This window comes from Bacillus sp. XB1 (assembly GCF_053557995.1).
Map to the genome: position 1 here is coordinate 38,711 of NZ_JBNRIL010000007.1, position 15,761 is coordinate 54,471.

Consider the following 15,761-nt stretch of genomic DNA (forward strand, 5'->3'; position numbering starts at 1 on the left):
AGCTGGTAAATACGTGCAAAAATGTAACTTTCATAGACTATAACGCATTTTTTGTATATAATTGTAAACTAAACTCTATATATAGAATAGGAGCGTACAAAATGAAAAAATGCCTAACACTCTTGTTCAGCATTTTACTACTCATCCCTACCTACACCTCTGCACAAACATCATCAAAACCAAAAGTACTTGTTTTGTATAGTACACAAGACGATAAAGTTTCAAATAATGTCCAAATCCTTAATACTCAATTAGGACATTTTACAAATGATATAACCGTAAAAAACTTAAAAGAAGCAACTTCAATTAATAACGTATCCTCCTATACACATATTGTTTATATCGGTGAAACAAAAGAAGCGTTTTCTGATGAAACGAAACAATTTCTAGAAAACTTCTCCGGCCCTGTATTAGTATTAGGACAAAATGTTGAACAATTATCTAAGCGTTTTTCTTTCATTACATTGAAGAGTGACGATATACGAGTTAATAAAATTGAATATCCAGAAAAGAAGCTAAAAAATACCTTAGAAGAGGAACGATTAATTCAATCATTTGATACGAATGGAACTGTGCTTGCTAACGCTTTAAGCTCAAATAACACTAACCCACTAATCGTTCAGCATGAAATATCTTATTATGTCGCAACACCTAACCTCTTTGACTGGATGTCTCATTACGTCGGTGAAATGTTATTTTCTTATTTCAGCCAAAAACCAACGAAAAATAAAGTTGAAGCTTATTTACGTCTTGAGGATGTTCACCCAGCAGCAGATATAAATCAATTGAAAGAAATTGCTAAATTACTAAAAGAGAAAAAGATGCCTTACATGATTACTGTTATTCCGGTATATAAAGATCCAGATACAGGAAAGATAATACATTTAAAAGATAAACCAGAACTAGTTGATCTTTTACGCTCTATGCAAGATGATGGTGCAGCAATTATTATGCATGGTTATACTCACCAATTTTATGACAGTGAAACAGGTGAGGGCTTTGAATTTTGGGATGTCAAAACAGATCAACCAATTCGCCAACCGAAGCATGAAAAACCGAAGACAAAAGATGACTTTCCAAATATAGAGGCATATAACCAATATGTAAAAAAAGGGGAAGAATTCGAGGAAAAATATACGAAAAATCATATTGAAAAAGGAATTCAAGAACTTGTAGATGCTAAACTATATCCTGTTGCCTTTGAAGCACCTCATTACACGATGTCTCAAAAAGGATATGAAATATTATCAAGGTACTTTTCAACTTATGTAGGACAACTACAGTTAAATGATACAACTTGGAAATCCATGCACTCACCATATTATACAAGTACTCCGTCATTTTTACATGGAATGAAACTATTGCCTGAAACAGTCGGATTTATTGAAGAAGATACGCCACAAACTATCGCTAAAATGAAAGAACGTGCTCTATCTGTTTCTAAATTATCCGATGGGATTATTGGGGCATTTTATCATCCTTACTTAGGTGTGAAACCATTAAAAGAAGTGTTAAAAGATCTAGAAAGTATTCCAAATATAGAATGGATTGATTTACAAAAGGAAAAGAATGAAGTAAAAATGAAAGATATTCATATTACGACGAATAAAGACGGCATTCACGTTGAAAAACCAACCAGTGCGAATGACATAATTGATTATATAAAGCAATATGGCTTCTTCCTTATACTGGGGTTCGTTATCATTGTCTTTCTTTTATTATTAAAACGTGCGAGAAAATTAGAATCCTAATACAAAACCACCGAGCATTCTGCTTGGTGGTTTTTTTAACTTAAACCAAAACGTGGCATGTTATTAATAACCCATTGATTATTTTCATAAATAAATTCAACTTCTACTTTTTCCGTTACATTATCATAGTCATTATACGTTTCTACCTGCGCTTTTATTTTCCCATCCTTTAACTCGGCAGAAATAATTTTTGTAAATTTAGTTGCTGCTTTTGACCCTGGATCTCCAATAGCATAGTGCATTTTTCCATTTAACTCTTTAATATATTTACTCTTCATATACTGTGCAATAAATGATTTTGAGAAGTACGTAGATAGCGTAGTCTCTAAATTATCTTTCTTATTATAAATAGGGTTCACTAATTCCCCGTATGAAAAATCCCCTACTCGTTTTGGGTTTCCTGTTAGTGCAGCCATTTGAACATTAGTCAGTTCCTTCTGTGCATTCCATACTTTCTGTAACATAACGTTATCTGCTAGCTTCTTATCTTTTACTTCATTTGATTTCTTTGTATCCAAATTCATGATAGTTCCATTATCCGTATAGAGATACATATCTCCTGCTACAAAATATAAATAGGATTTAGTTGGTTCAACCGCTTTATTATAAATTACCTTTTCATTTCCACCATTTATTTTCTTCTTATATACTCCATCCTTTTTTAAATAATAAAAAGTATCCCCTTTCACATTCATCTGCAAGGCATCCTTTACCAATAACTTTTCATTATTTTGTTGAACGTCTATTTCATATATGCCATGCTCAGCTTCATTTGTTTCAAAAGGTAACGAAAAGTCGACAACAGCATATAATTTTTCATTATTATACGTAGCACTAGATATTGTTGCATAATTTTCTTTTGACCAAGTTTTATTATCTTTTGTCATTTGTGTTCCACGATTTTTATTCCAATGTAGAATACTATCATCTATCGTTCGAGACCAACCAGAATTTTTAAATGCCGCTTCTTCTTCCTGTCCCGTCTTCAAATTGATTTTTGCGATCCCTACAATATCAAAACCACCATGCTCAGAATATTTTTTCGGATAAAATAAAGTTTGATCTTTTATATAAACATAATTTGTATCCGCTTTTAACGTATCTAACTTTTTATTTGATATATCATACTTCATTAAAGAAGATAATCCCGCATTCTTCTCTTCATCCGTATGAATAAAATATAAAGCTTTGTTTTTTATATTTATGTAAGAAGCATTTACACCTTCCACTACACGTTCCGAAGTCTGAAATTGATCTTTCGTACGATAAATGCCTCCTGTATTTTTATCACCATTTACCGCATAGTAAACCCATCCATTACTCTCTGCCATCTTCCCTTTATTAGAACTGTTTCCAACCGAATTCCCGTTTTTCTCAGTTTCTTTCATCTGTTTTTCAACTACTGGATCAATTTGTTCTTCTTTACTTTCTTGCGTTGCGTTGGGATTTATAGCCTTCTTTTCCGCTTCACAACCAAACGCTGCAACTGAAAGTGCACCGATCATCATTGTAATAGCTATTTTTTTATGTGCTTTCCCCATTTTCTCCCCTACTTCCTTCATCAAATTAAACATATCATAAATTATAGAAAAAATTAGAAAAAATATCCATAATAAAAAGAATAAGAGTACCTCTCCTATCCTTTCAAATAAAGCGAAACCTTAATCAGTCAGGGTCTTAATCCCCGGCAAATAGCGGGGTAAAATCGAATGGTATTTTCATATATTGTTTCTGCAACCTGATCAACAGATATGTTTTTTATAACACTAATTTCCTTTAATACATCTCGAATCATTCTCGGGTGCGTTATAACACCCTCTTGAAATTCCCACGGTCCATCTGTTTCTACCATCATATATTCAAGCGGATAATACGAAACAATTTTTCTAATCTTCTCCTTATGTAAAACATCCGGTGTAATCGAAATATAATAACCATTCTTCATCATCCGTTTCATTGTTTCATCACTTCCTTTAAACCAATGGAAGTGTGCACGTGAAACTTTATATTTCTCTAGCAAATCACATACAATGTCAGCATCTTCATAAACTGCGTGTAATATAATCGGCAAATTATACTTACTAGCTAGTTCTATAAATTTTTTCAATACAGCTATGTATGGATCTACAGCAATGCTTTCATCTTCTTTCCTCAAATAATAGGGCAAACCTACTTCACCAATCGCAACAATTTCCTCTGCGTTCTGTTCAATAAGTTTATAAATCTGTTCACACTCTTCTTTATGAATCTGTTGCTCTGGATGAAACCCTATCGCTGGATATATAAAGGAATACTTCTTAGCTAAAGATAACGTTTCCTTACAAGATTGATAATTCATAGATACAGCAATAAGCCCCTTTATTTCATTACTATTTTCCACCTCTTTCAGTAATCTGTTCTTCTCTTCATCCTTATATTGATCAACATGTATATGACTATCAATCCATTTCATCTTTATGCCCCCATAAAAAAAACAAGAAAGGACTTCCTTTCTTGTTTTAGCATCTATATTATTTAACAATTAAGTTTGTTATGATATCAAATAATCCAATACACACTACGGCAACAGTAAAGTAGCTACAGAAATCTTTAATTGGTAACTTCACTACTTCTTCTTTACGCATCCCATTTTTCTCCCTTCTTACTAGATCCCTAATTATTTTTCTATCTGTATCTATTATGCAAAAAATATGACAAATTTACTATCGAATTAACTTACGTAAACCTTACAATGTTGTAAGGTTTAAAAAAGGATCCTCATCTTTATTCAGATGAGGATTATTAAAAATTAGTTGGTTTTTCATTCTTCATTACAAACAGAAAGTAATACATTAAGACTTTCTAGTTACACTATATGAAAATTACTATCTTTTAACTATCGAATTACATTACAGAAGACTTACATGTTTGTAAGTTATGTGTAATGTAATTCGATAGTTTCCCTTACTTATATTTCGTACAATAAAGTTAGAAAGTAAGCCAAATAAGAAGAACAATCACATAACCAAATTGCATTGCTAGTAGCTACTCTTCTTATACCTTTCACCCATGCTACTACAATGTACCCCCTTCCCCTTTATATAATAAAAAAGCCTTAGTCTATATGGACTAAGGCTTTTTTGCTAACCCCTAAAATACCCTTACCTAGTATTTTTATTTTCGACAAAAAATAGCTGGGGGTATATTTCACTATCTCATCGTTAAAAGTTTACTCTTCGCATTTATAGGAATATTTGCAACCTCAATCTCTTCAATCGATTCACCGTAACGTCCTTTCGCAAAAACCTTTAATGCTTCATCTCTCTTTAACATATGCTTAACCGTTTTCTTTATTTTCTGCTCTCTACCACGTTCATCGAATGCAATAAATTCATATTCATACCACTCATCACCAATATGCTGACCAATTGTATTCACAACCGTATAGTATTCTTTCGTCTTATAAAATGGATTATATTTATCGATAACCGGTCCAAGTTTCGTAGGCAGTAACATTACTACTATCACTATCATCGCTATTATAGTAGTGATCATTTTTTTCTTCATAATAAACATTCCTCCTCTGCAGGATATATATACATCCATTTTAAAAAGGGGGAATAAAATCTACTATTGAATCTCATTACATTACACTTACATTTTTGTAAGAATTAAAAAAGGTGAACGAATTTACTCGTTCACCTTTTAGCTTGCTTTAAAGCCACCGCCAAGTACATCACGTACATCATGTATAACAACGAAAGCATCTTCATCTACCCGGCTAATAACTTGTTTTAACTTAACAAGCTCTTGTTTATTAATAACAACATATAAAACTTCTTTATTTTTACCAGTATATCCGCCGCGCCCTTCTAATACAGTAACACCGCGTGTCATATTTTTCGTAATAGCTTCACGAATTAAATCTGGTTGATTCGAAATAATCGTAACAGCCGTTTTTGTATCCATTCCTTCTACAATGAAATCAATCACCTTCGCTCCGATGAACACAGCTACAAGTGTATACATTGCCTTTTCTTGCCCTATTATAAATACAGAACCAGCAATTACAACAATATCAATAATTAGTACGCCTTTACCTACGCTCCAACCTAAATATTGATTTGCTAACCGAGCTAAGATTGCTGACCCTCCCGATGTACCTCCGGCTTTGAACATACAGCCTAATCCAATACCCACAAATAAACCAGCAAATAAAGCTGCTAATAATGTATCACTATTTACATGATACTCAATATGTTCTGTAACGTATAAAAACAAAGATGTTTCTACAATCCCTAAAATTGTATAAATCATTGTTTTCTTATCAAAAAATTTATAACCAATAGCTAGTAAAATTGCATTTATAGCAAAATTCACAATCCCTGGTGACCAATCAAATAAGTAGTACGTAACAACCGTTAAACCAATAATTCCACCTTCCGATAAACGGTTTGGAATTGCAAAGTAATTAATACCAATTGCGAATAATAATGAACCAATTGTAATTAGTGTTATTTCCTTTATACGTTGATTAACCATAGTTCATACCCTCCCCCCATTTGACATTGTATCACTATCTCCTAGAGGTTTAGAAGTGGTTTTTATTCCGCATTTTCCCTCTTAAAAATTGAAATATTATGTTTAAACAGAGGGTTGATTAATTATTCATATTTGCTCTAACTGCACGGACAAATTGCTCCACATTCCCTTTCTGAATATACTTAGCGCGAATGGTTTCATGATTACAAGTAAACTCAAAGTACGGATGAAAATCTATGCTATCTATATGCACATATGAGTACTCTTTAAATGTTGAAGGATAGTAAGGAAATTTCCCGTAAAACAGGAGGCGTCTAGTAGTGGCAACAAAAATTCCATGTTGATAACATAACATGAAATTATCCTTCTCAAAGATCCCTACCACAAAAACCAAAATCTTTTCATCATCATCTACATACTTTTTCATACTCGATAAAAGTTCATTCATGCATATTCCTCCAAATTCTATTCACTGCTTTAACACTTGAAAAGAATCCATGGATATTACAGACCGGTTTAACTCCTTTATAAAGTATGAAACGCGTTTCCTGTCAAAGATATTTCAAAAAAATAATCCGTTATGCGATTATACACATAACGGATTAAGATTAAACTGTAGAGCGTTCCACAAGTTCGTATGGAATTTCCAGCTTTTCTTGTTTAGAACTCTCGTCATTCACTTTTCTATGCAACATTTCAAAAGCAGTTTTCCCTATCTCCTTTAAATTTTGATCAATAGTTGTCAATTGTAACACTTGCGAGATAGGTTGATTATCAAAGCCAATAATCGCTAAATCCTCAGGAACTTGAATCCCTAATTTTTCAACCTCTGTCATAACCCCAATCGCAACTTCATCACCTGCTACTATTAATGCTCCAGGAAGATCCTGCATCTCTTTTAACTTATGAGCCACTTTTACACCATCTTCTAGTGTAAAACATTCTGTAAAAACCCATTCTTCGTTAACCTCTTCATCTATAGATTGCAATTGCTGTTTATAAACATCAAAACGCTTTTGACTACTCGGCCCTAATTTTCTTCCCGTACAATAGCCAATTTTTTTATAACCTTTCTCAATCAAATAATCCATTCCTAATTGAAAGGCCGCTGAATGATTCGTATATACACTTGAGATGTTTGAAATATCATTATCTTCACAAGCAATTATTGTGCCGTAAGAAGCATACGGTTCTATCGTTTCCCAATCATTTGCACGTGAACAAATAATAAGACCATCCAATTGTTTTGTTTTTAACATATGTAAACTTTTCATTTCTTCTTTTTTATTATAATTCGTTTGGCAAAGTAACACTCTGTAATTATGAGTTAACGCAATCTCCATCATTCCGCTCACCATCGCATCAAAACACGGATGATTAATATACGGTAAAATCACACCAACAATATTCGTCTTTCCTTTTGATAAATGAACAGCATTTGCGTTTTGCGAGTAATTCAATTTCTCAACTATCTCTATAACCGCTTTCCTTTTTTCTTCACTTACATATGGGTGATCATTCAACACTCTCGAAACAGTCGTAACTGAAACTCCCGCCATCTTTGCGATATCTTTAATATTAGCCATGCACTCACCTCTATCTTTAAGTTAATGAATCTCATGAACATATGTCAAATCTTCTTATCATTACACCTTCATTTGTTTCTCTTACAAAAGTGTAATTTTTCTGTAAGCTAATTCGATAGTGACTTTCCGCAACATTTCATACAATTAAGTCAGAAACAAGGTAACAACTATTCGAAAAGGAGCGGATTAATATGATGAACAAAATGAAAACGAACAATTTCTTGCATACAATGGGCATGGTATTTTCCGCTCTTATCGACGCAAAAGCTGTTGCTTCTACATTAAACAAGTAAGGAGAATATATTATGAATAACATCACTTTTAACAAATTAGATTTTTTAGGACTAGCTAGTGGCTCGCTTCTTCTTACTGCTTTTATTTACGCCGCTACGCTTGTATAACTTTGTGTCCCCTTTCCCCTTTATTATAAATAGTAATAGAAAAGACGACCGTCTATGCCCGGTCGTCTTTTCTTATTTTTGATTTGATTGCAAAGCTTCTTTTAACTCCTCAAACTTCTCATTTAATTGATCTGTCATCATTTTCATAGCGGTTTTTCGATCTATTTGTTCTCCAGCCTCAATTTGAATCGGATCTCCAAAAATCAATTTTGCCTTTTTCCCCTTTATTAATTCTTTTACACTTGATGGACCAACATAAGCTGCCGGCACTAAAGGTACATTAGAACGCATCGCAATTGTCACAGCACCCGCTTTTAATGAAACATCTTCCGCTGATCTCGTTCCACTCGGAAAAATCCCTACTACCTTTCCTTCTTTTAATAAACGTGATGGAATTTTAAGTGTACTCGGTCCCGGATTCGCGCGATCTACAGGGAATGCATTTACATTTTTAAAGAACCAATTTTTGAATTTCCCTTCAAATAATTCTTTTTTTGCCATGTAATGAATTTGAGTTGGGTACATCCCTGTAGCTAACATTAATACATCCATAAAACTTGTATGTGTACACGCAACAACATACGGACCACCTTCTGGTAGCTTTTCTCTTCCTTGCACTTCTACTTTCCCAGCTGTTTTAAATATATATTTCAACAAAAATGTAATTGGTTTATACATTTATTTCGTTCCTTTCTAAACATCCGAAGTATAATCATATTCTTACAACAATTATAACACTAAGTTTTAGGAGTTGGTAATAAAAATAAGTATGAATTGTTAAATTTCAATTCTTACAAAAGTGTAATTTTCTTGTAAGCTAATTCGATAGTTACTTCTTACTATATTTCATACAATTAAGTCAGAAACAGGGCAACAATTATTCGAAAAGGAGTCGATTAATATGATGAACAAAATGAAAACGAACAATTTCTTACATACAATGGGCATGGTATTATCGGCTCTTTTCGATGCAAAAGCTGTTGCTTCTACATTAAACAAGTAAGGAGAATGTATTATGAATAACATCACTTTTAACAAATTAGACTTTTTAGGATTAGCTAGCGGCTCTCTTCTTCTTACTGCTTTTATTTACGCTGCTATGCTTGTATAACTTTGTGTCCCCTTTCCCCTTTATATAGAAAAAGACGACCATCTATGCCCGGTCGTCTTTTTAATTTTTTCTTTCTTTCAACTCTTTTAAAAGCTGTATCAGCTCAGCTTGTTGTTTTATCTTTTTACGACCATTTCGATTAATTGCTGCAAGCTCACAGCCAACTCCGACGGCGAAGAAAAACAATAAACTTTCTAACATGTGAAATCCTCCATTTGCCTATTAAACAGCTTGACGTAATTGTTCTTCTTGTAAAACTCTCTTATTTATATTTTCTTCTTTTCTCTGGCAAACGTTATTGCGAATAAGTGCTGCAATAACAAGTACAGTCCCTATAATATCAAACATTGTGATTTGATACCCTTGCATCATCATAATAGCTAAAGTCGTAATTGGTACAAAATTAATAAATAAAATCCCATTAATGGATGATAAAATTTTCACACCGTAGTTCCAAGCAAGTAGCGCTACAATACCTGGCAATGTCATCATAAATAACAAATCATATTTCACAATAGAAATCGTTCCCATACTAGGAACTGAAACATATCCAAGCCACGTAATAATTACCGTTATAATTCCTGTAACAGTCGTACCGAATACACACGTCAACGTAGAATAACGTAATGTTGACCAATCACTACACGTTTGACCACCCATCGTATAAATAACCCAGCCTATAACACCAATAAATATAAATGCTAATGGGAACATATTATCTTTCAATGTTACAAAGAAACTCATGTCACCTTTTGTAATAACAAACACAGCTCCTACAAAAGCAATAACCATACTCGTTATCATATACTTCTTCGGTTTTATATGCTTATATCCCCATAAAATACAAATAGAAATCATCGGCATAAGTGCTTCCATAATGGAAGCTACCATTACACCCGACTTACCCATCAACATTTGCCCTAAAAATATGAGGACATTATATACTGTAAATGCCATCGTTCCAAAAAAGACGAGTAACTTTCCTCTTCCCTCTAAACGAAATGCCTGTTTTCCTTCTTTCACTAACAACAATACAATCAGCATTATCGCCACTGCTCCATAGCGAATAAGCGAAAAATAAAATGGATCTATGTATTCTAGCGCATGATCAGCAACTGGAAACATCGCTCCCCATGACATACTCGCAATTAAACACGCTACAGCCCCTATTATCATTTGACCTCTTCTCACCGCAATCCCCCGTTTCTTTCTATTTGCACAAAGAGAATTGTAAAAGAAAAAATATATCACGTAAAATGATTCAAAATGATGTTAACTATCATTTATAATGATAGTTAACATCAAGGGGGATTACAAAATGGAATTACGAGACTTACAAATCTTTAAAAGCGTTGCCGATCAGGGTAGTGTAAGTAGCGCAGCAAAGGAATTAAATTATGTACAATCAAATGTAACTACACGTATTAAACAACTAGAAAACGAATTAAAAACCCCACTCTTTTACCGCCATAAACGAGGAATGACTTTAACAGCTGAAGGAAGAAAAATGCTCGTTTATGTTAGTAAAATTTTGCAAGATGTCGACGAACTAAAACAAGTATTTTTAGATAGCGAAACACCCTCCGGTATATTAAAAATCGGTACAGTCGAAACAGTAAGTACACTGCCTACCATTTTATCTTCTTACTATAAAAGCTATCCAAATGTCGATTTATCATTACAAGCGGGTCTAACAGAAGAATTAATTAGAGAAGTACTTGATCATCAATTGGATGGCGCCTTTATATCAGGTCCTATTAAACATCCACTAATCGAACAATACGATGTTAGTACAGAGAAATTAATGCTTATAACACAAAATAAAGCCTTTCATATAGAAGAATTTACAACAACGCCTCTACTCGTTTTTAACCAAGGATGTGGATACCGCTCCAAACTAGAACGTTGGCTTAAAGATGAAGGTTTGCTACCAAAAAGAATTATGGAATTCAATATATTAGAGACAATATTAAACAGCGTTGCACTCGGCCTCGGAATTACACTCGTACCACAGTCTGCTGTCCATCATCTTTCTAAAGCAGGTAAGGTACATTGTCATGCAATCCCTGAAAAATACGGCAGTATTTCAACGGTTTTCATACGCCGTAAAGATAGCTATATGACGAATTCAATGCGTAGTTTTTTAAAAACAATTGAAGACCATCATCATATCAATATGCTGTGAAAGACATTCTTACATGAATGTCTTTTTTTCTTACAAAAGTGTAAGTCTTTCGTAAGCTAATTCGATAGTTGCAAGTAGCCATATTTCCTATAATTAAGACATAAGCAGGGCAACAACAATTCGAAAAGGAGCGGATACGCATGATGAACAATATGAAATCAAATAAATTTTTAAATACAATGAGCATGGTGCTATCCGCACTTGTCGATGCAAAAGCTGTTGCAACTACATTAAACAAATAAGGAGAGTTTATAATGAACAACATTACTTTCAACAAATCAGACTTTATCGGACTTGCAAGTGGAGCTACTCTTCTTACGGCTTTCATTTATACACTTGCTCAAGGTCTTGTTTAACACTTTGTTTCCCCAACCCCCTTTATATATAGAAAAAGCTGCTCGTCTTATAGACAAGCAGCTTTTTAGTTTGTTTCACATACAATTTGACCTGTTTTCGTAATATCATATCCGCCAATCGCATTTAATTCATTATGAAATTCTTCCGATTGCAGAATGTCTTTTACAACTTCAATCAACTCTTCATTTTCTTTATTCTTCAAAATTACTAAATCATACTGTTCTTTCATGATTGGAATAAAGTCCACATTTACAATTTGCGAAAACTTTTCTGAACCTACTCCTACATCAGCTTTTCCATTTGCAACTTGCGTGGCAACACCAAGATGATTCGATTCTTCCCATTCATATCCACTAATACGTTCTTTATTTAACTTTTGAATGCGCAATTGTTCATCGACTAACACCCTAATACCAGAACCTTTTTCTCGATTTACAAATCGTATAGATGATTGAGATAAATCGGCCCATGTTTTTATATTTTTAGGATTTCCCTTTTGCACATAAAACCCAACGTTCCTTGCTAATAAATTAATCATAGTACATGGTTGTCCAACTAAAATACGTTTTACGTAAGGAACATTATATGTACCCGTTTCTCCATCAAACAAATGAAGACTAACGATACTTCCTTCTCCTTGATACATTTTTATTAAACTCGTTAAACTACCTTGATATGCCCTTAATATATTTGAACTTGGCAGGCGATTTTCTATACGTTTTGCCAACATATCTAACGTTAGTTCTTGTCCGCTAATAATACATGTATCCAAGCCTCTACTATCTTCGCTCTTTACAGGAGTACCTTGTATTTTCCCTGTTTTCATTTGCTTTATATATTGTTCTAAATCTGCTGCATCAATGCGCATCTGTCTACCAACTCTATAAGAAGGAAGTTCTCCTTTTTTAATTAAGTCGTATACAGTTAATTTTGATACTTTTAATCGCTTTGCTACTTCTTCCGTTGTGTAGGAATGATGATCCATAGACGATTCCTCACTTTCTCCTTTCATTGTAACAAAGAAAAGAATATTTCTCCTATTTTTTAAAAATAGATATATGTTCAAATTACATTCAATTATAACTAGTTATATTTAGATATAATTAGTTATAATTAGATGTATCAAAACGAAAGGGGATTTTTTTATGAATAAATTTACATTACGTTCCATCGGGGCACTTATACTTTCTTTCCTTCTTATATTTAGTGCTGCTTGTACAAGTGGGGAAAAGCATACAAAGTCAGCTGCTAAAGAGGATAAAACAGTTGAACTGACTATCTCAGCTGCTGCAAGCTTACAAGATGCATTAAAAGAAATCGAAAAACAATATAAAGAAAAAGAGCCAAATATCAAACTTTCTTTTAACTTCGGTGCTTCTGGAGCACTTCAACAACAAATTGAACAAGGTGCACCTGCTGATTTATTCTTCTCTGCAGCAGGAGATAAATTCCAAACCCTTGTAAAAAAAGGATTCATTAGTGAAAAAGAAGGGAAAAATCTTCTTGGAAATGAACTAGTTCTAGTCATCCCTAAAGATAGTTCACTTACAAAATTTCAAGATTTAAAAGATGAGAAAATCAAAAAAATTGCACTTGGTACACCTGAATCTGTACCTGCTGGCAAATATGCAAAGGCTTCTCTAACACACGAAAACCTTTGGAATGATGTTCAAAATAAAGTCGTATTTACAAAAGATGTTCGCCAAGTGTTAACATATGTAGAAACAGGGAATGTCGATGCTGGCATCGTATACAAAACAGATGCTCTCATTTCGGATAAAGTAAAGATTGGTGAGACAGCAGCAGCTACTTCTCATGAGCCAATCCACTATCCTTTAGGTGTTATAAAGGAATCTAAACATAAGAAAGAGGCGACTTCATTTTATGAGTATTTGCAGTCAAAAGATGCACAATCTATCTTTAAGAAATATGGATTTACAGTTCTGTCGTAATCACTATGAGCATTGATGCTATTTTATCGCCTGTCTTTCTATCTTTAAGAGTAGCTGCGTGCGCCACTATTCTCGTTACAATTTTAGGGACAATTGTCGGGCGAGCACTAGCTCGCTCCTCATGGCGATATAAAGTACTATTAGAAACCATATTTTTATTACCAATGGTACTTCCACCAACTGTTATCGGCTTCTTTCTCATTATCATCTTTGGAAACAACAGCCCGATCGGAAAGTGGGTTGAATCATTATTTCAGCAGTCTATTATGTTCACATCTACTGCTGCGATTATCGCTTCTACAGTTGTTGCATTTCCGCTTATGTACCAATCAGCGAAAACGGGATTTTCTATCGCAAATGTACAAATTGAAGAAAGTGCTCGTGACCTTGGCGCAAGTGAATATCAAGTTTTTCTGCACGTTACACTTCCACTCGCATTTCCTGCCTTACTAAGCGGGATGATTTTGAGCTTTGTCCGCGCGCTCGGTGAGTTTGGTGCTACACTCATGTTTGCTGGGAACATTCCTGGTAAAACACAGACAATCCCAACTGCAATTTACATGGCTATTGATGCAAGTAATATGCAACTCGCCTGGACACTTGTAGTTATTACTATCGGTATGTCACTCGTATTTCTACTATGTATTCAACTTATTAATAAAAGAATTACTAACTCTTAAAGCAGCTTTTGTCGAAGCTGCTTCTTTATTTCTTAGGAAATAAAATATACCAATGGGAAATAACTGAATTTTACCTCTTATTTAAATATACATTTTATTTGAATTCACTTTCTAAAATAGGCAATTTCCTGTTATTATATGGAGGTGTTTCAAAAAATGAAGAAATGAAAACGCATTTATATTGTGAATTCTTCATCCTGTTTTAGCGATCGGTAATCTTCTACTCTATTAGTGGGGCATTACCGATCGTTAGAACGATATGTAACTATATTGGTATAGCAAACCGAAGGGAGTCTTGTAATGGACATTTTATTAGCGCTTCTTCCTGCAATTGCATGGGGAAACATCTTATTAGTAAGCGTAAAAATGGGCGGTGGTGCATATAGCCAAACGGTAGGTATGACAATCGGTGCTCTATTCTTCGCAACAATTATGTATGTATTTACTCAACCAGCTTTAACAATGACAATCTTAATTGTTGGTTTTATTTCAGGTTTATTCTGGGCTTTAGGACAAGTAAACCAATTAAAAACAGTTGAAAAACTAGGTGTTTCAACTACTGTAACGATTTCTACTGGTATGCAACTTGTTGCAACTTCTATCTTTGGGGTTATCGCTTTCCGTGAGTGGACTACTACTACAACGATCATTCTGGGAACGATTGCAATCCTATTAATTGTAGTTGGTGTTGTATTCACATCATTAGATGATAAAGAAAATGCTCAGCCACCTGGACAATTGAAAAAAGGACTTCTTACTTTAATTGTTTCTACTTTCGGCTATCTTGTATATGTAATTATTATTCGTTGGTATAATATTGATGGTTGGTCTGCTATTTTACCACAAGCAGTTGGTATGTTTGTTGGTGCGGTTGTACTGACGTCTAAACATAAACCGTTTAACAAATATGCAATCCGTAATGCTTTGTCTGGTTTACTATGGGGAACTGGAAACTTATTCTTACTTCTTTCATTACCACGTGTTGGAGTAGCAACAAGCTTCCCATTATCTCAAACTGGAATCGTTATCTCAACATTCGGTGCGATTGTATTCTTAGGTGAAAAGAAAACAAAACGTCAATTGATCTTTATTGCACTAGGTAGTGTTTTAATTATCGGCGGCGCTGTATTACTTGGTATGACAAAAGCATAATCTTATATTCTATTAGTAAACCCCTGAAGCATATATGCTTCAGGGGTTTTTCAATTCTAATTATT

General features: G+C 33.8%; 18 protein-coding genes. 8 read left to right on the top strand and 10 right to left on the bottom strand.

All coding sequences use genetic code 11. The features are described from left to right. The first annotated feature begins 101 nt into the window (after positions 1 to 101). On the top strand, positions 102 to 1,751 hold the full coding sequence (locus ACK1U5_RS26365) for a DUF2334 domain-containing protein (protein ID WP_030029832.1): 1,650 nt from the start codon (positions 102 to 104) through the stop codon (positions 1,749 to 1,751). A 35-nt stretch (positions 1,752 to 1,786) separates the two neighbouring features. Here ACK1U5_RS26365 and ACK1U5_RS26370 read toward each other — a convergent pair whose 3' ends face one another. From ACK1U5_RS26370 to ACK1U5_RS26395, 6 genes are all read right to left on the bottom strand, one after another. Next, on the bottom strand, positions 1,787 to 3,292 hold the full coding sequence (locus ACK1U5_RS26370; RefSeq protein WP_000513543.1) for a DL-endopeptidase inhibitor IseA family protein: 1,506 nt from the start codon (positions 3,290 to 3,292) through the stop codon (positions 1,787 to 1,789). Between the two features lie 128 nt (positions 3,293 to 3,420). Beyond that, positions 3,421 to 4,203, bottom strand: coding sequence for a TatD family hydrolase (locus tag ACK1U5_RS26375; protein ID WP_044584061.1), 783 nt, complete (start codon positions 4,201 to 4,203; stop codon positions 3,421 to 3,423). A gap of 737 nt (positions 4,204 to 4,940) precedes the next feature. Next, a complete protein-coding gene (locus ACK1U5_RS26380; protein WP_000728422.1) occupies positions 4,941 to 5,297 on the bottom strand; it encodes a YxeA family protein in 357 nt (118 codons plus the stop codon). Between the two features lie 138 nt (positions 5,298 to 5,435). Then, positions 5,436 to 6,272 carry a YitT family protein gene (locus ACK1U5_RS26385; protein WP_000248040.1) on the bottom strand — a complete coding sequence of 279 codons (837 nt, stop codon included), beginning with the start codon at positions 6,270 to 6,272 and terminating at the stop codon, positions 5,436 to 5,438. A gap of 118 nt (positions 6,273 to 6,390) precedes the next feature. After that, the gene (locus ACK1U5_RS26390; RefSeq protein WP_001004251.1) at positions 6,391 to 6,720 is read right to left on the bottom strand and encodes a PH domain-containing protein; all 330 of its coding nucleotides are present in this window, start codon (positions 6,718 to 6,720) and stop codon (positions 6,391 to 6,393) included. Between the two features lie 160 nt (positions 6,721 to 6,880). Then, positions 6,881 to 7,858 carry a LacI family DNA-binding transcriptional regulator gene (locus ACK1U5_RS26395; RefSeq protein WP_448814845.1) on the bottom strand — a complete coding sequence of 326 codons (978 nt, stop codon included), beginning with the start codon at positions 7,856 to 7,858 and terminating at the stop codon, positions 6,881 to 6,883. 305 nt (positions 7,859 to 8,163) lie between these two features. Between ACK1U5_RS26395 and ACK1U5_RS26400 the strand changes: the two genes are divergently transcribed. Beyond that, positions 8,164 to 8,259 carry a DUF3948 family protein gene (locus ACK1U5_RS26400; protein WP_001060007.1) on the top strand — a complete coding sequence of 32 codons (96 nt, stop codon included), beginning with the start codon at positions 8,164 to 8,166 and terminating at the stop codon, positions 8,257 to 8,259. Between the two features lie 72 nt (positions 8,260 to 8,331). Here the strand turns inward: ACK1U5_RS26400 and ACK1U5_RS26405 are convergent, their stop codons facing one another. Further along, a complete protein-coding gene (locus tag ACK1U5_RS26405) occupies positions 8,332 to 8,937 on the bottom strand; it encodes a lysophospholipid acyltransferase family protein (RefSeq protein ID WP_000277777.1) in 606 nt (201 codons plus the stop codon). Positions 8,938 to 9,274: 337 nt separating this feature from the next. Here ACK1U5_RS26405 and ACK1U5_RS26410 point away from each other — a divergent pair, with 337 nt between their 5' ends. Next, positions 9,275 to 9,370 (top strand): DUF3948 family protein, encoded by a 96-nt coding sequence (locus ACK1U5_RS26410; protein ID WP_064774791.1) that lies wholly within the window; start codon positions 9,275 to 9,277, stop codon positions 9,368 to 9,370. 60 nt (positions 9,371 to 9,430) lie between these two features. On the opposite strand, the gene ACK1U5_RS26415 is transcribed toward ACK1U5_RS26410, so the two are convergent. Then, a complete protein-coding gene (locus ACK1U5_RS26415) occupies positions 9,431 to 9,571 on the bottom strand; it encodes a YrzO family protein (RefSeq protein ID WP_061140073.1) in 141 nt (46 codons plus the stop codon). A gap of 21 nt (positions 9,572 to 9,592) precedes the next feature. Beyond that, positions 9,593 to 10,561 carry a DMT family transporter gene (locus ACK1U5_RS26420; protein WP_058839661.1) on the bottom strand — a complete coding sequence of 323 codons (969 nt, stop codon included), beginning with the start codon at positions 10,559 to 10,561 and terminating at the stop codon, positions 9,593 to 9,595. A 127-nt stretch (positions 10,562 to 10,688) separates the two neighbouring features. Here ACK1U5_RS26420 and ACK1U5_RS26425 point away from each other — a divergent pair, with 127 nt between their 5' ends. Then, positions 10,689 to 11,555: a LysR family transcriptional regulator gene (locus ACK1U5_RS26425; protein WP_000423040.1), complete on the top strand. Its 867-nt coding sequence runs from the start codon at positions 10,689 to 10,691 to the stop codon at positions 11,553 to 11,555. A 254-nt stretch (positions 11,556 to 11,809) separates the two neighbouring features. Then, positions 11,810 to 11,911 (top strand): DUF3948 family protein, encoded by a 102-nt coding sequence (locus ACK1U5_RS26430; protein WP_001060018.1) that lies wholly within the window; start codon positions 11,810 to 11,812, stop codon positions 11,909 to 11,911. 65 nt (positions 11,912 to 11,976) lie between these two features. Here the strand turns inward: ACK1U5_RS26430 and ACK1U5_RS26435 are convergent, their stop codons facing one another. Then, positions 11,977 to 12,924, bottom strand: a complete 948-nt coding sequence (locus ACK1U5_RS26435) for a substrate-binding domain-containing protein (RefSeq protein ID WP_000675609.1) — start codon at positions 12,922 to 12,924, stop codon at positions 11,977 to 11,979. 133 nt (positions 12,925 to 13,057) lie between these two features. Between ACK1U5_RS26435 and modA the strand changes: the two genes are divergently transcribed. The 3 genes from modA to ACK1U5_RS26450 all read left to right on the top strand — a co-directional run bounded on the left by modA (position 13,058) and on the right by ACK1U5_RS26450 (position 15,696). Further along, positions 13,058 to 13,864, top strand: coding sequence for a molybdate ABC transporter substrate-binding protein (gene modA, locus ACK1U5_RS26440; protein ID WP_001032231.1), 807 nt, complete (start codon positions 13,058 to 13,060; stop codon positions 13,862 to 13,864). Between the two features lie 5 nt (positions 13,865 to 13,869). Continuing rightward, entirely contained in the window at positions 13,870 to 14,544 is a 675-nt protein-coding gene (gene modB, locus ACK1U5_RS26445) for a molybdate ABC transporter permease subunit (RefSeq protein WP_000020526.1), read from the top strand. Positions 14,545 to 14,844: 300 nt separating this feature from the next. Next, positions 14,845 to 15,696 (top strand): GRP family sugar transporter, encoded by an 852-nt coding sequence (locus ACK1U5_RS26450; protein ID WP_000353544.1) that lies wholly within the window; start codon positions 14,845 to 14,847, stop codon positions 15,694 to 15,696. The last annotated feature ends 65 nt before the right edge of the window (positions 15,697 to 15,761 follow it).

Bases quoted from the DNA above. Each gene is read 5' to 3' on its own strand.
- ACK1U5_RS26395 (WP_448814845.1), bottom strand. From the start codon at position 7,858: ATGGCTAATATTAAAGATATCGCAAAGATGGCGGGAGTTTCAGTTACG.
- ACK1U5_RS26415 (WP_061140073.1), bottom strand. From the start codon at position 9,571: ATGTTAGAAAGTTTATTGTTTTTCTTCGCCGTCGGAGTTGGCTGTGAG.
- ACK1U5_RS26375 (WP_044584061.1), bottom strand. From the start codon at position 4,203: ATGAAATGGATTGATAGTCATATACATGTTGATCAATATAAGGATGAA.
- ACK1U5_RS26380 (WP_000728422.1), bottom strand. From the start codon at position 5,297: ATGAAGAAAAAAATGATCACTACTATAATAGCGATGATAGTGATAGTA.
- ACK1U5_RS26435 (WP_000675609.1), bottom strand. From the start codon at position 12,924: ATGAAAGGAGAAAGTGAGGAATCGTCTATGGATCATCATTCCTACACA.
- ACK1U5_RS26385 (WP_000248040.1), bottom strand. From the start codon at position 6,272: ATGGTTAATCAACGTATAAAGGAAATAACACTAATTACAATTGGTTCA.
- ACK1U5_RS26450 (WP_000353544.1), top strand. From the start codon at position 14,845: ATGGACATTTTATTAGCGCTTCTTCCTGCAATTGCATGGGGAAACATC.
- ACK1U5_RS26430 (WP_001060018.1), top strand. From the start codon at position 11,810: ATGAACAACATTACTTTCAACAAATCAGACTTTATCGGACTTGCAAGT.
- ACK1U5_RS26365 (WP_030029832.1), top strand. From the start codon at position 102: ATGAAAAAATGCCTAACACTCTTGTTCAGCATTTTACTACTCATCCCT.
- modB (WP_000020526.1), top strand. From the start codon at position 13,870: ATGAGCATTGATGCTATTTTATCGCCTGTCTTTCTATCTTTAAGAGTA.
- ACK1U5_RS26410 (WP_064774791.1), top strand. From the start codon at position 9,275: ATGAATAACATCACTTTTAACAAATTAGACTTTTTAGGATTAGCTAGC.
- ACK1U5_RS26370 (WP_000513543.1), bottom strand. From the start codon at position 3,292: ATGGGGAAAGCACATAAAAAAATAGCTATTACAATGATGATCGGTGCA.
- ACK1U5_RS26400 (WP_001060007.1), top strand. From the start codon at position 8,164: ATGAATAACATCACTTTTAACAAATTAGATTTTTTAGGACTAGCTAGT.
- ACK1U5_RS26390 (WP_001004251.1), bottom strand. From the start codon at position 6,720: ATGAATGAACTTTTATCGAGTATGAAAAAGTATGTAGATGATGATGAA.
- modA (WP_001032231.1), top strand. From the start codon at position 13,058: ATGAATAAATTTACATTACGTTCCATCGGGGCACTTATACTTTCTTTC.
- ACK1U5_RS26425 (WP_000423040.1), top strand. From the start codon at position 10,689: ATGGAATTACGAGACTTACAAATCTTTAAAAGCGTTGCCGATCAGGGT.
- ACK1U5_RS26405 (WP_000277777.1), bottom strand. From the start codon at position 8,937: ATGTATAAACCAATTACATTTTTGTTGAAATATATATTTAAAACAGCT.